The 14,089-nt window shown below is 68.3% G+C and carries 13 protein-coding genes; 5 read left to right on the top strand and 8 right to left on the bottom strand.

The genetic code is table 11. The annotated features are described in order from the left end of the window. The first annotated feature begins 123 nt into the window (after window positions 1-123). Window positions 124-690, top strand: a complete 567-nt coding sequence (locus tag KK141_RS04870; protein WP_214570417.1) for an Ivy family c-type lysozyme inhibitor — start codon at window positions 124-126, stop codon at window positions 688-690. 144 nt (window positions 691-834) lie between these two features. Next, the gene (locus KK141_RS04875; protein WP_214570416.1) at window positions 835-1,410 is read left to right on the top strand and encodes an Ivy family c-type lysozyme inhibitor; all 576 of its coding nucleotides are present in this window, start codon (window positions 835-837) and stop codon (window positions 1,408-1,410) included. A gap of 7 nt (window positions 1,411-1,417) precedes the next feature. Here the strand turns inward: KK141_RS04875 and KK141_RS04880 are convergent, their stop codons facing one another. After that, a complete protein-coding gene (locus tag KK141_RS04880) occupies window positions 1,418-3,070 on the bottom strand; it encodes a diguanylate cyclase (protein WP_214570415.1) in 1,653 nt (550 codons plus the stop codon). Between the two features lie 298 nt (window positions 3,071-3,368). Between KK141_RS04880 and KK141_RS04885 the strand changes: the two genes are divergently transcribed. After that, window positions 3,369-3,917: an NAD(P)H-dependent oxidoreductase gene (locus KK141_RS04885; RefSeq protein WP_214570414.1), complete on the top strand. Its 549-nt coding sequence runs from the start codon at window positions 3,369-3,371 to the stop codon at window positions 3,915-3,917. Window positions 3,918-4,027: 110 nt separating this feature from the next. Here the strand turns inward: KK141_RS04885 and KK141_RS04890 are convergent, their stop codons facing one another. The 4 genes from KK141_RS04890 to KK141_RS04905 form a co-directional block, all read right to left on the bottom strand. Continuing rightward, complete coding sequence (locus tag KK141_RS04890) at window positions 4,028-5,596, bottom strand: asparagine synthase-related protein (protein WP_214570413.1); 1,569 nt, start codon at window positions 5,594-5,596, stop codon at window positions 4,028-4,030. Window positions 5,597-5,723: 127 nt separating this feature from the next. Then, the gene (locus tag KK141_RS04895) at window positions 5,724-5,897 is read right to left on the bottom strand and encodes a hypothetical protein (RefSeq protein ID WP_214587337.1); all 174 of its coding nucleotides are present in this window, start codon (window positions 5,895-5,897) and stop codon (window positions 5,724-5,726) included. Between the two features lie 136 nt (window positions 5,898-6,033). Further along, the gene (ppk1, locus tag KK141_RS04900) at window positions 6,034-8,199 is read right to left on the bottom strand and encodes a polyphosphate kinase 1 (RefSeq protein WP_214570411.1); all 2,166 of its coding nucleotides are present in this window, start codon (window positions 8,197-8,199) and stop codon (window positions 6,034-6,036) included. A gap of 149 nt (window positions 8,200-8,348) precedes the next feature. Continuing rightward, window positions 8,349-9,242: a LysR family transcriptional regulator gene (locus KK141_RS04905; protein ID WP_214570410.1), complete on the bottom strand. Its 894-nt coding sequence runs from the start codon at window positions 9,240-9,242 to the stop codon at window positions 8,349-8,351. Between the two features lie 91 nt (window positions 9,243-9,333). Here KK141_RS04905 and KK141_RS04910 point away from each other — a divergent pair, with 91 nt between their 5' ends. After that, window positions 9,334-10,278, top strand: a complete 945-nt coding sequence (locus KK141_RS04910; protein WP_214587338.1) for an NAD-dependent epimerase/dehydratase family protein — start codon at window positions 9,334-9,336, stop codon at window positions 10,276-10,278. Window positions 10,279-10,387: 109 nt separating this feature from the next. Here the strand turns inward: KK141_RS04910 and KK141_RS04915 are convergent, their stop codons facing one another. Further along, window positions 10,388-11,188 (bottom strand): helix-turn-helix transcriptional regulator, encoded by an 801-nt coding sequence (locus tag KK141_RS04915; RefSeq protein ID WP_214570409.1) that lies wholly within the window; start codon window positions 11,186-11,188, stop codon window positions 10,388-10,390. Between the two features lie 128 nt (window positions 11,189-11,316). Here KK141_RS04915 and KK141_RS04920 point away from each other — a divergent pair, with 128 nt between their 5' ends. Then, the gene (locus KK141_RS04920) at window positions 11,317-12,564 is read left to right on the top strand and encodes an MFS transporter (protein WP_214570408.1); all 1,248 of its coding nucleotides are present in this window, start codon (window positions 11,317-11,319) and stop codon (window positions 12,562-12,564) included. 9 nt (window positions 12,565-12,573) lie between these two features. Here KK141_RS04920 and KK141_RS04925 read toward each other — a convergent pair whose 3' ends face one another. Beyond that, window positions 12,574-13,035, bottom strand: coding sequence for a hypothetical protein (locus KK141_RS04925; RefSeq protein WP_214570407.1), 462 nt, complete (start codon window positions 13,033-13,035; stop codon window positions 12,574-12,576). A gap of 3 nt (window positions 13,036-13,038) precedes the next feature. After that, window positions 13,039-14,067 (bottom strand): UDP-N-acetylmuramate dehydrogenase, encoded by a 1,029-nt coding sequence (murB, locus tag KK141_RS04930; protein WP_214570453.1) that lies wholly within the window; start codon window positions 14,065-14,067, stop codon window positions 13,039-13,041. Window positions 14,068-14,089 lie beyond the last annotated feature (22 nt).

The raw sequence follows: 14,089 nt of genomic DNA on the forward strand, positions 1-14,089 counted from the left end.
CAGGCGAACCCCAACAGCACGATGCACGTGATCTGGTTCACGGCATGGGATCGCAAGGGTGGCGATTCAGCCCTCGCGCCGTATGGTCGAAGTCCTTCGAACGAATAACGAAGGGAGGCAGCCATGAAACATGCCGTTCACGCGCTCGTGATCGCCTCGGTCCTCGCCGTCGCCGCGTGCTCGCAGGACGACACCACGGATAATCCGGCGACGCCATCGTCGCCGGCGATATCCACCACCGCCACGGCGTCGGCGAGCAACCAGGCTCCCGCACCCGACAGCAGCGCAGCGACTGCGTCTTCAGCCGCCACGCCGGCCGCCGATGGTCCCTATCTGTTCGACCTGCTGCAGCAGAGCGATTTCGCCATCGCGTTCCACGCACTGAAGGGTGCACAGGGCCTGCCCGACTGGACACAGCAGGGCGGCACCTCGACGCCGGCGCAGAAAGTCGCGCTCGATGGCAAGAGCTTGCTTGCCGCGGCCGGCTGCAAGCCGCACGACTGTCCCAGCGAACGCATCGTGCTGCTGTACGACGAGAAGAGCCACGCGATGTGGGGCGTGTTCGCGCGGCGCCAGGGCGAAGCGCCGGCCGATGTCAGCGACGGCAGCAACGACCAGCTGAGCTGGCTGGGCGAGCCGGACGACAAGACCAAGGACGAGCTGAAGAAAAAGCTGTACTACCCCGAGTAACCGACCCCGGCGCGGTGCGGTGACGCGCCTGCGCACTCCCACTGGAAATTTCCTGCCGACGCGGCCAGGCGGCCGCGGCTATGGTGCGGTGCTTTTTGCGGCGTGCCGCCGCTTTCCGTACCCGTTGCTGCAAGGAATATCCGTATGAAAATGGCCGCTTTCGCATTCATTGGCGCTTCGATTCTCGCCATCGCTGCGTGCTCGCAGGAGACCCCGGCGGATCAGGCGGCCACCACCCCGGTGGCGGATACCACGGTCATCCGCGCTGTTCCGCCCATGAGCCGCGAGGCGCCGGCGGCTGGCAGCAGCGCGGCGGCTGCATCGTCCACCGCGGCACCGGCGCCGGCCGAGGCGGACGCGGTGCCCTATCTGTCCGACCTGCTGGAGCGCGCCGACTACGCCGCCGCTTTCAAGGCGCTGGCCGGCGCAAAGCGCCTGCCCGCATGGACCCGCGATGGCGGCACCAACACGCCCGCTGAGGAAACGAGCGTGGACGGCAAGACCTTGCTCATCGCACAGGGCTGCAAGCCGCACGATTGCGCGACCGAGCGACTGGTGCTGGCCTACGACGAGAAGACGCATCAAATGTGGGGCGTGTTCGCGCGGGCCCGCAGCGACCAGCTCGAAGCCTCCGAAAGCAACGACGAGCTGATCTGGCTGGGCCAGCCCGGCGAGGCGATCAAGGCCGAGCTCAAGCAGTGGCTGTACCAGAACGCCTGAGCGATCGTTACGACTGCTCCGTCGAACGCAGCGCCGCCCGCTCGCGCGAGCGGCAGGCCATCAGCTTCTCGTCCACGCGCACGCGGTTGCGGCCTTCGAGCTTGGCGCGGTACATCGCGTGGTCGGCGCGCTCGACCAGGGTTTCTACCGTGTCGTCGGCGCGGCGCATGGCGATGCCGATGCTGACCGTCAGCAACTGCTGGCGGCCGTCCACGGGAATTTCCAGCCGGTGCACGCGCCGGCACAGCCGCGTGGCCACGTGGATGGCCTGCGGCAGTTCCACGCCGCGCAGAACGGCAAGGAATTCTTCGCCGCCGTGGCGGCCGAGCAGATCCTGCGGGCGCAGTTCGTGGCGCAGCGCGGCGGCCACGGCGGCCAGCGCGCAGTCGCCGGCGTGGTGGCCCTGGCTGTCGTTGAGCGACTTGAAGCAGTCCAGGTCCAGGAACAGCAGGGCCAGCGGCTCGCTGTGGCAGGACATCGCCGCCTGCAGGCTTTCGCTTAAAGCGCGGCGGTTGAGTACGCGGGTCAGCGCATCGACGTCGGCCAGTTCGCGCACCACGTCGGTGTCGTGGCGCATGGCCAGCGCGCGGTCGGCCAGGCCCAGTGCCAGCACCACGGCCTGCACCGCGCCGGCGGCCAGGGCCGCATCGTCCAGCCAGTCCATGCCGGGCAGGGCGCCATTCGCCTGCGCGCTGTCCAGCACGGTGATCGCCAGCAGCGGCGTGAAGCCGAGCAGGAAATAGCGCGCGCTGCGCGAACCGCGCACCGCGGCGACCACGCCGGCGCACAGCAGCAGCACCGCGCCGATCAGCAGCATGGGGTAGTGCAGCGCACGCGCCGGCGCGATCAGCGCATCGAGATGGCTGCTGCGCATCAGCACCAGCGGCGGCGCACCCAGCGCCAGCGCCAGCGTGGTGGCGTGCAGTGCCGGCGCGAAGCGCTGCAGATCGCAGAAGCGCGCCACGAACACCGCGGCGAAGGCCAGCGACAGCAGCGCCGCGGTGGGCGCGGCCACCTGCGCGGTGCCGGCCAGCCAGGCCCATTCCATCGGATGGAACACGTAGCCGGTCTGGATGCCCTGGATCGCCGCGTAGCAGCACACATAGCCGGCATACCAGCCGAAGGTGGCATCGCGCAGCATCAGCGCCAGGCACAGCGCGAACGCGGCCATCGCCAGCATCACCGCGAAACAGGCGCTGGCGAACATCAGCCAGCCGGCGTCGTCGCGCAGGTAGTCGGCCCAGGGCTGCAAGCCGAAGCGCACCGGCGCGCTGGCCGCGGCATTGGCCTCGAAGCGCAGCAGGATCGGCACCGTGGCGGCCGTGTCGGCCGGCATGCGCCAGGCCAGCCGGCCGTGGCCGTGCAGCGGCGCGTCGAAATCGTCCAGGGCCAGCCGGCGCGCGGGTTCGCCGCGCGCGTACAGCGTCACCGGCGTCAGCGGTGGCGGTTCGATGGTGAGCGCGCGCTCCTCGGCCAGCGGCGTCGGCAGCGGCCGCAGCACCACCCAGGCGGCTTCGCCGGGGTTGAGGATCGGGGTCATCGCGGACGGGTCGAAGGCGCGCAGTTCGCCGCGGTCGAACGCGGCCAGCACGCCGGCCGGCGTATCGCCGGGACGGGCCGCGCACCAGGCGGCCTCCATCGGCGCCGCGGTCTGCGGCATGGCGCGCCATGGCACGAGCAGCAGCAGCGCGAGGACGAACCATCGCCGCCACGTGTGCGTTCCTGGTATCCAGCCTGCCACCACCACACCCCCCTGCCGGCCCGCCTGGCGTCCGCGGCCATCCTGGCCCGGCCCTGCCGTGCGGTCTGGCCTTGGATTCTGGCCGAGTCGCGGCGGCTGACCCATTCGGACGAATGGCCTAGGAAAGAAAGCATGGGGCGTGCCATCCAGGCGTCACTTTGCCTTGACCGCGGCTCCGCAAGCTTGGGCGTCCCCTTTCCCGGAAGGAGCACTCGCCATGAGCACCAAGGTCGCCGTCTTCGTGGGCAGCCTTCGCCAGGACTCGATCAACCGCAAACTCGCCCGTGCGGTGGAAAAGCTGGCGCCGAAGGATGTTTCGTTCGAGCACATCGATATCGGCGGGCTGCCGCTCTACAACCAGGACTTCGACGGCGACTATCCGGCGGCGTGCCAGCAGCTGAAGCGGGCGGTGGAAGCGGCGGATGCACTGCTGTTCGTCACGCCCGAATACAACCGTTCGATTCCCGGCGTGCTGAAGAACGCGATCGATATCGCCTCGCGGCCATGGGGGACGAATTCCTTCGCGGGCAAGCCCGGTGCGGTGATCGGCGCCTCGATCGGCGCGACCGGCTCGGCCTTGTCGCAGCAGCATCTGCGCAATGTGCTGGCTTATGTGGACGTGCCGCTGCTGGCGCAGCCGGAAGTGTTCGTTGCATTCAAGGATGGGTTGATCGACGGCGAGGGGAGTATTTCGAGCGACGGTACGAAGAAGTTCCTGCAGGGGTTCGTGGACAAGTACGTGGGATGGATAAAGCGTTTTCGCTGAAGCGCGATGGGGCACATGTTGGGGTGAGCGCAAGCGAACCCCAACATGTGCCCCATCGCCGCGTTGGGGTTCGCCTGCGGCTCACCCCAACCTACGCCGATCGTTGCGCGTCAACCCAACTGCCTCGCCAACCGCTCCATCCACAGAAACGACACCAGCACCGCCGTCGGCGCACGCGCACGGCTGCCAGCCACCGCATCGAGCAGCGCCATCACGCCGCGCCGGTCGACCAGCCCCAGATCCGCCAAGGCACATTCGCGCAACTGCTCCGCCACCGCCGGCGCATGCGCGGCGATCAGCTGCGGAAACACCTGCTCGAACGTTTCCTTCCGATACCCGGCCGGAAACGTGTCCTCGCCCAATCGCCCCTGCAGATAACGCTGCATCAAGGCCCGCCCGCGCCGCTGTCCGGCCGGCAATTCATGGCAGAACCGCACCAGCCGCGGATCGCTCAGCGGGTTCACCGGCCACAACCCGCGCCGCGCGATATCCGCCGCACGGCAGGCCTGCGCGGCAAGCGACGTAGCAGGCACCGGACTGGCCGGCGCGCCGAAGGCATGCATGCCGCGCGCCGCTTCGCGCGCGCGGGGCGTCAGCAGCTTTTCCGCTTCCGTGCGATGCGCGCGTTCGCGCTGTGCGTCGAAGGCGTCGTCCTGGCCGGACAGTTCATGTACGTAGTCGGGAAACAGCTCGTCGCCGCCGATGCCGGTGTAGAGCCGGTCGCAGCCCAGCGCCGCGGCGCGGTCCCACAGCGCGGCGCAGGCTTCGAGGTAGTACTCCTGGTTGAAACCGAGCGGACGTCCGGACACGGGGCGCAGATCGAGGCTCGGCGGCAGCGCGCCGATCTCCACGGTTTCGTCGTGCAGCCCCAGCCGCTCCACAATGGCGCCGCGGCGGCGCAGCTGCGGTTCGCGCGTATCGCCATCGAGCAGGATGCCCAGCGCGGTGCGCGGCGCATGGATCGCGGCGAGTCCGCAGGCCACCGTGGCGGAGTCCATGCCGCCGCTCAATTCCAGCGCCGAGCGTTCCGCCATGAAGGGCCGCGCCTTTACCGCCTCGCGCAGCTGCGCGTCGAAATCCGCCAGCCATGCTTCGTGTTCGCGCGGTGCGGCCGGCTGCGTCTGCGGTGCCGGCGGCGGGTAGTGATAAGCGGCCTTGCCCGGTTCCACCAGCAGCGAGGCGCGTTCGGTCAGCATCACGATGCCCACCACCAGCTGGCGCGCCGAATACACCGTGTGCAGGGTCAGGCGGTGACTGGCAATCTCGAAGTCCAGCGCGGTCGGTATCCGGGTCAGGTCGCCGGCATCCCAGGACAGCTCCAGGCGATCGTCCGCGGCGCGGCCATACAGCGGCAGCGAACCGAAGACGCCGGCGCGTGCCTTGATCCGGCATCCGGCCTGCGCCGCTTCCACCATCGCGTAATCGAGCGGCCACAGCAGGCATTCGCGATGGCGCTGTTCGAACTCCGCGGCGTCGACATCCATGCGACGTACTGCAGCGCCGCTGTCCGTGCGGCGCTCGCGCACCGCCACGAACCATTGTTCGTCGGTGCGTACCAGCAGGGTTTCCAGGGCAGGGTGCGCCAGTGGCGCGATGCGGCTGTCGCCGAAGGCGATGGCGGCGCCGTCCCAGTGCGGATCGAAGGCGAGATCGGCGAGTGCGATGGTGGCCTTGAGCATGTTCCTTCCTTAGAGGCTTGGCCCACGAAACCAGACCCATGAAATCAGGCCCATGAAAAAGCCGCCCCGGATGCCGGGGCGGCTTCGCCATCACCCGCGGGCGGGGATGGTCACGTGCGGTGGCGGCTTAGCCGTCGCCGCCGCCGCGGCCGCCGAAGGTGCCGATGTCGTGGCCATCGATCGTCTTCGGCGCACGCTTCTGCATGGGGGCCTGTTTCTGCATCGGCGCGTCCATCGGTACGCCGAACACATCAGCTGCAATCACGCCTTCTTCACGCACGGTGAGTTCCTGAAGTTCCATGTGAATGCCCTTTGCGATTGAGCCGCGACAATGCGGCCGATCGAGACTAGCACCGGGATATCGGGTCAAACCAGAACCCCATCACGCTCGCCTGGCTCTTCACAAAGCCTGCACGTGGCGGCCTGTTCGACGGGAATTATTCGACAGGATTGGCACCGACGCCGCAGATGCGCTCCAGCAACTGCGCCTGCGCATTGCGCACTGCCTGGCCGGACGGCGCGACACGGTGGTAATGGCCGTCCGCCTGCAGCACCGAGGCGCTGCTGTTGTCGGCCAGGTACAGCTCCAATTCCTTCTTCACGCGCTGCTGCAGCTTCTTGCTTTCGATCGGGAAGCCGGTTTCGACGCGGCGGTCGAGGTTGCGCTCCATCAGGTCGGCGCTGGCCAGGAACAGTTCTTCGTCGCCGTTGTTGGCAAACCAGTAGGCGCGGCTGTGTTCCAGGAAACGATCCACGATCGAGCGCACGCGGATGTTGTGCGACACGCCCGGCACGCCGGGGCGCAGGCAGCACATGCCGCGCACGATCAGTTCGATCTTCACTCCGGCCATGCTGGCCTTGTACAGCGCGCGGATCACCTTCGGGTCGGTCAGCGCGTTGACCTTGGCGATGATCTGCGCGGCGCGGCCGGCCTGCGCATGCGCGGTCTCGCGCGCGATCAGCTCCAGCAGCGTTTTCTTCAGGGTGAACGGTGCATGCAACAGCTTCTTCATGCGCAGCACCTTGCCCATGCCGGTGAGCTGGCTGAACAGCTTGTGCACGTCCTCGCACAGCGCCTGGTCGGAAGTGAGCAGGCTGTAGTCGGTGTACAGGCGCGCATTGCCGGTGTGGTAGTTGCCGGTGCCCAGGTGCGCGTAGCGCACCAGTTCGTCACCCTCGCGGCGCTGGATCAGCATCAGCTTGGCATGCGTCTTCACGCCCACCACGCCGTAGATCACCATCGCGCCGGCCTGCTGCAGGCGCGAGGCGAGGGTGAGGTTGGATTCCTCGTCGAAGCGCGCGCGCAGCTCCACCACCACGGTCACTTCCTTGCCCGCGCGCGCGGCGTCCACCAGCGCGTCGACGATCTCGGAATTGGCGCCGCTGCGGTACAGCGTCTGCTTGATCGCCAGCACGTTCGGGTCTTTCGCGGCCTGGTGCAGAAGATCCACCACCGGCGCGAAGGATTCGAACGGATGCAGCAGCAGCACGTCCTGCTTGCCGATCACCTGGAACAGGTCTTCCTCTTTCTTCAGCGCCTTGGGGATGGCCGGCGTGAACGGCGGATACAGCAGCTGCGGCGCATGCGACTTGTTGGCCAGGCCCATCAGGCGGGTGAGGTTGACCGGGCCGTTGACCTCGTACATCTCCGCTGCGGTAAGGCCGAACTGCTTCAGCAGGTAATCGGTGAGTTCCTTCGGGCAGTTGTCGGCCACTTCCAGGCGCACCGCGTCGCCGAAGCGGCGCGAATACAGCTCGCCGCGCAGCGCGCGGGCGAGATCTTCCACGTCTTCCGGATCGATCGTGAGGTCGGCATTGCGGGTCAGGCGGAACTGATAGCAGCCGCGCACCGACATGCCGGGGAACAGCTCCTCGGTATGCGCATGGATGATCGAGGACAGCAGCACGAAGTTCTCGCCGCCCTCGCACACTTCGTCCGGCAGCCGGATCAGGCGCGGCAGCACGCGTGGCGCGGGCACCACGGCCAGGCCGGAGTCGCGGCCGAAGGCGTCCACGCCTTCCAGCTGCACGATGAAGTTGAGGCTCTTGTTGACCAGCAGCGGGAACGGGTGCGTCGGGTCCAGCCCGATCGGCGTGACCAGCGGCGCCACCTCGTGGCGGAAATAGCGGCGCACCCACAGCTTCTGTTTGTGCGACCACTCGTTGCGGCGGACGATGCGGATGCCGTGGCGCGCCAGTTCCGGCAGCACGCTCTCGTTGAGGATGGTGTACTGCCGCTCGATCTGCTTGTGCGCGATCTCGCTGATCTCGGTCAGCGCGCGGCGCGGCGCGATGGCGTCCGCGCCGACGATCTCGTGGTCGAAGGCGATCTGGCTCTTCAGGCCCGCCACGCGGATCTCGAAGAACTCGTCCATGTTGCTGGAGAAGATCAGCAGGAACTTCAGGCGCTCCAGGATCGGCTTGCGCTCGTCCAGCGCCTGGTCCAGCACGCGGATGTTGAACTGCAGCTGGGACAGCTCGCGGTGGATGTACAGGCTGCTGTCGTTGAGGTCCGGCGGCGCGCCTTGCGCGTCGCCCGCGGGCGTGGCGGTGGCGTGCGCTTCTTCAACCGTGAGGCTGGGGCGGTTTTCGCTGCTGGACATCGGGTGCTTCCTGATCCCCGCGGACGGGGTGTGGGAACAGGCATCCTACCCCGTTGCCGCGGCAGGCATGCCAGGAGCCCGGCGGTCATTCCAGGCCATTTCGCAAACCGTCATATTGCTGCGGAAATTTGACGGCGGCGTGACGACGCTCAGCCGTGCGCGTAAGCGTTCAAGGCTTCGCCGAGATAGTCGAACAGGCTGCGCACGGCGGCCTGGCGGCGCAGGTCTTCGTGCATCACCACCCAGCATTCCATCGGGATCGACAGTTCCTGCGCCAGCACCCGCACCAGCTTCGGCGTGCGCGCGGCCAAGGGCACCTGGCAGATGCCGATGCCGTAGCCGGCACGCATCGCCGCCAGCGCGGCGAGGTGATGGTCGGTGCGCAGCGCGAAATGCTCGCGCGTCCAGGGCAGGTGCTTGGGGCGCATGCTGCGCAAGTACGGCGGTTCCTGGTCGAAGCCGATCAGGCTGTGTTCGCGCAGCTCGTCCAGCGTGGCCGGCGTGCCGTGCCGGCGCAGATAGCGCGGATGCGCGAACAGGCCCAGCTCGATGCGCGCCAGCTGGCGCGCGATCAGCGCCTGCTGGGTGGGGCGGGCCATGCGGATGGCCAGGTCGGCATCCTTGCGCAGCAGGTCCTGCGCGCGATCGGTGACCACCAGCTCGATGGTCACCTCAGGGTGTTCGCGGCGGAACTCGGCCAGCATCAACGGCAGCACTTCGGTGCCGATCACTTCGCTGGCGGTGACGCGCACCACGCCGCGCACGGCATCTTCGCCCGCACCGATCGCACGCTGCAGCGCCGCCGTCGCCGAGGCCATCGCTTCCGCATGCGGCACCAGGCGCAGGGCCAGCTCGGTGGGCAACAGGCCCTGCGGCGAGCGGGTGAAGAGGGCTGCGTCCAGCGCCGCTTCCAGTTCGCGGATATGCCGGCCCAGGCTGGGCTGGGTCATGGCCAGGGCGCGCGCGGCGCCGGACAGGCTGCCTTCGCGCATCACGGCGAGGAAGGAGCGGTAGAGGTCCCAGGAGGGTTCGGGCTTGTCCATACATATTTGTATAGCAGATGTTCGATCTTCGTGGATTTTCTTATGGGTCGCCCGAGGCCAAGCTTTGCCCATCCCAACGGAGGACGACACGATGAAGCGCACGAAGACGGTACTGGTGGTGGGCGCCAACGGCGGCGTGGGTGGCGAAACCTGCATGGCCCTGCTGCGCCACGGCTGGCACGTGCGTGCGCTGGCGCGCCGGCCCGGCAGCGTGGAAGGCATCGAGTGGGTGCAGGGCGACGCGATGGTGGCGGCCGACGTGCTGCGCGCCGCGGCCGGTGCCGACGTGATCGTGCATGCGGTGAACCCGCCGGGCTATCGCGGCTGGGAGAAGCTGGTGCTGCCGATGCTGAACCACACCATCGCCGCGGCGAAGGCGGTTGGCGCGCGCATCGTGCTGCCGGGCACCATCTACAACTATGGCCTCGACGCCTTTCCGGTGCTTACCGAAGATGCGCCCCAGCATCCGGTCAGCCGCAAGGGCGAACTGCGCGTGGCGATGGAGCAGCGGCTGGCGCAGGCGGCGAAGGAAGGCGCGCCGGTGCTGATCCTGCGCTGTGGCGATTTCATCGGCCCGCGCAATACGGGCAACAGCTGGTTTTCGCAGGGGTTGGTCAAGGCCGGCACCAAGGTGCGCGCGGTGAAGTATCCGGGGCCGCCGGAGCTGGGCCACGCCTGGGCGTATCTGCCCGACGTAGCCGAAACGCTGGCGCGCTTGCTCGATCGGGCAGACGAACTGGAACCGTTCGCTGCGTTCCACTTCGGCGGCTATTGGCTGGATGGCCACCAGATGGTCGACGCGGTGCGTGCGGCGACCGGCGATGCGACCGTGCGCGCGGCGCGTTTCCCGTGGTGGATGGTGGCGTTGGCGCAGCCGTTCGTGGAGACGCTGCGCGAGCTGTGGAAGATGCGGTATCTGTGGAAGAACGAAGCGCGGCTGGAGGATGCGAAGCTGCGGCGGTTTCTCGGCGAGGTGCCGGCGACGCCGGTGGTGGATGCGCTGCGTAGTGCGCTGGTGGGAGCCGGTTGCCTCTGACGCGGCCGGGGTAGGTGGGGGTGAGCGCAGCGAACCCCAACATGGTCACCTTCATGCGCATCGCCGCGTTGGGGTTCGCTGCGCTCACCCCAACCTACGCCGTGCTGTTTCAGGTCGGGGCACCTTTGGCGCGCGGTCGCTGTTCTCCCGCCATGTAACGACTCGGCGGTTCCCCCAGCACCCGCCGGAACGCCGCCGTAAACGCACTCGCACTCCCATACCCCAGTTCCACCGCCACCTCGGTAATCGATTGCCCCCGCCCCAGCCGCGTCAACGCCGCCAGCAGGCACGCCTGCTGCCGCCACGCCGCATAACTCATCCCCGTCTGCTGCCGGAACGTGCGCGTGAAATGCCGCCGGCTCATGTCCACCTTGGCCGCCACCGCGTCGATATCCAGATCCAGCGCTGGCGCATCCAGCATCGCGCGGCAGAGTTTGTGCAGGCGCGGCTCGGCCGGCAGCGGGGTGTTGAGGGCGAGGGTGGGCATGGCGGCGATCTCGTCCAGCAACAGCGCCATCAGGCGGCCATCGCGGCTGTCCAGCGCGTATTCCACGGGCAGGTCGACGGCGGCTTCGAGCAGCTCGTGCAGCAGCGGCGACACGGCGATCACCTGGCAGTGCGGCCACAGATGGCGTGCCACGTCCGGCTGCAGATAAGCGCTGCGCGTGCTCACTTCGCCGTCCATATGCACTTCGTGCATCACGCCGGCCGGAATCCACAGCGCGCGCCGCGGCGGCACGATCCAGCTGCCTTCGGGCGTGATGGTCTTGACCACGCCGGTGGCCGCGTACAGCAGCTGGGCGCGCTTGTGCGCGTGGGAGGGCAGCACGAAGCGGGCGGGGTAGTCGTTGCCGGTGGCGACGATGGCGCGCGGCACGTCCTCGTAATGGTTGACGCGGGTCTGGCGCATGGGGATGGCCCGAATTCGACGGATATTGACCCGCTGGCGTGAGCGGGCCGGCAAGGCCCAATTTAAGGTGCTGGCCTGTGCGCGGCAAGCCGCCGCACCCACCGTCCCCCACAGACCCGCCCGCTCCCATGCAGACCCGCGTCGACGATCTTCCCCTGCCGGCCGCTCAGGCCGCCGTTCCCAAGGCCGAGCCGAAGACCGAATTCGGCATCATCGGCGCGATCAGCTTCGCCCACCTGCTCAACGACATGATCCAGTCGTTGATCCTGGCGATCTATCCGATCCTCAAGGAAGGCTTCCACCTGAGCTTCGCCCAGGTCGGCCTGATCACGCTGACCTACCAGGTCACCGCCTCCCTGCTGCAGCCGATGGTGGGCATGATCACCGACCGCAAGCCGATGCCGTTCTCGCTGCCGGTGGGCATGGGCTTCACCCTGTGCGGACTGCTGCTGCTGGCGAACGCGCCGAACTTCGGCCTGCTGCTGGTGGCCGCGGCGCTGGTAGGCACGGGGTCGTCGGTGTTCCATCCGGAATCCTCGCGCGTGGCGCGCATGGCCTCGGGCGGGCGCCACGGCCTGGCGCAGTCGCTGTTCCAGGTCGGCGGCAATACCGGCGCCTCGCTGGGGCCGCTGCTGGCGGCGTGGATCATCGTGCCGCACGGCCGCGGCAGCGTGGCCTGGTTCGCGCTGGCGGCGCTGCTGGCGATCGTGGTGCTGCTGCAGGTGAGCGCGTGGTACCGCGACCACCACGCGGTGCGCGGCAAGGCCAAGGCGCGCCATGCAACGGTGACGCTGACGCGCGGCCGCGTGGCCGGCGCGGTGGCAATCCTGGGGCTGCTGATCTTCTCCAAGTACTTCTATATCGCCAGCATCACCAGCTATTACACCTTCTATCTGATCCACAAGTTCGGCGTGTCGGTGCAGAACGCGCAGACGCATCTGTTCGTGTTCCTGTTCGCGGTGGCGGCCGGTTCGCTGATCGGCGGACCGGTGGGCGACCGCATCGGGCGCAAGTGGGTGATCTGGGCCTCGATCCTGGGCGTGGCGCCGTTCACCCTGCTGCTGCCGCACGCCAGCCTGTTCTGGACCGGCGTGCTCACGGTGGTGATCGGCCTGATCCTGTCCTCGGCGTTCTCGGCCATCCTGGTCTATGCGCAGGAACTGATTCCCGGCCGCGTGGGCATGATCTCCGGCCTGTTCTTCGGCTTCGCCTTCGGCATGGGCGGCATCGGCGCCGCGGTGCTGGGCAAGGTGGCGGACGCGCAGGGCATCGACTTCGTCTACGGCCTGTGCGCCTACCTGCCGCTGCTGGGCGTGATCACCGTGCTGCTGCCGAACCTCGATGGCCCCAAGCGCAAGGCCGCCGGCGCGGCCTGAGCCGGCGGCTTACCAGCGCATGCCGTGCATGGCGGTGAGCGACATGCCGATCACGATCAGCGCGGTGAGGAACAGCGCGAACGGAATCAGCAGCAACAGCGCATACACATGCGTGCGCGCCTGCTCGCCGCGCCCCTGCCAGGCGCGCAGCACGGCCAGCGCGATGCAGGGCAGGGTCGCCACGGCCGGCAGGAACGGCGCGAAACCGGCGGTATGCGGATCGAGCACCAGCACCAGCGCCGACAACAGCGTGGCAAAGGCGAGCAGGTGCAGCAGGATGGCGCGGATACGCGGATGGCCGATCCGAGTCATCCACCAGCCCAGGTACAGCGGATACGTCAGGCCGCCGACATAGAGCCAGGGCGATTCGCCGTGGATATGCCTGGACACCTGGTCGTAGAGCAGCGGCGGAATCAGCAGGACCGCGAATATCAGCAACAGATGCAGCGCGATCTTCCCTGCCAGCCTCATGGTTTATCCCTTGCCGACGACCACCGGTTCGGGCTCTAACGTCACACCGAACCTCGCGTGCACACCGGCGATCACCTTCTGCGCGAATGCCCACAGCTGGGCGCCGCTGGCCTGGCCGTGGTTGACCAGCACCAGCGCATGGCGGTTGGAGATGCCGGCGTCGCCGTCGCGCTGGCCCTTGAAGCCGGCCGCTTCGATCAGCCAGGCGGCGGAGAGCTTCCAGCGCCCGTCCGCGGCCGGCCAGGCGGCCAGTTCCGCATGGTCGCGCTTGAGCGTTTCGCCGAGCGCGGCATCGACGACGGGATTCTTGAAGAAGCTGCCGGCATTGCCGATCACCGCCGGGTCCGGCAGCTTGCGCGTGCGCAGGTGCACCACCGCCTCGGCGACGTGGAACGGCGCGGGTTTTTCCACGCCCATGCGCGCCAGTTCCTCGCGGATGCCGGCGTAGTCCAGGCGCAGCGCACGCGCGCGGGGCAGGGCGAAGCGCACCGCGGTGACGATGTAGCGGCCGGGTTCGCGCTTGAACAGCGAGTCGCGATAAGCGAAGGCGCAGTCGTCGCGGCTCAGCACCGCCACGCGGCGTTCGCGCGTATCCCAGGCTTCCACGCTTTCGATGAACTCGGCCACTTCGGTGCCGTAGGCGCCGATGTTCTGGATCGGCGCGGCGCCGACCGTGCCCGGGATCAGGATCAGATTCTCCAGGCCCGCAAAGCCCTGGCCCAGGGTCCAGCGCACGAAGTCGTCCCAGCGCTCGCCCGCGGCCACCGCGATGCGGGTGAGCTCGCCTTCCTGTTCCACCTGCACGCCGCGGTTGGCCATGGCCACCACGGTGCCCTCGACGTCGCCGGCCAGCAGCAGGTTGCTGCCTTCGCCCAGCACCAGCAGCGGGCCGCTGCGCACGGCGGGGAAGTCCAGCAGCTCCGGCAGCTTCGCCGCCTCGGTCACCTCGGCCAGCAGGCGCGCGCGCGCGTTGACGCGCAGCGTGTTGCGCTGGCCCAGCGGGGCGTTTTCGATCAGTGCATAGCCGCCCATGTCGGTGCGTTCCGGCGGCAGC

The sequence above is a fragment of the Dyella sp. LX-66 genome (assembly GCF_018599165.1).
Lineage (GTDB): Bacteria > Pseudomonadota > Gammaproteobacteria > Xanthomonadales > Rhodanobacteraceae > Dyella_D > Dyella_D marensis.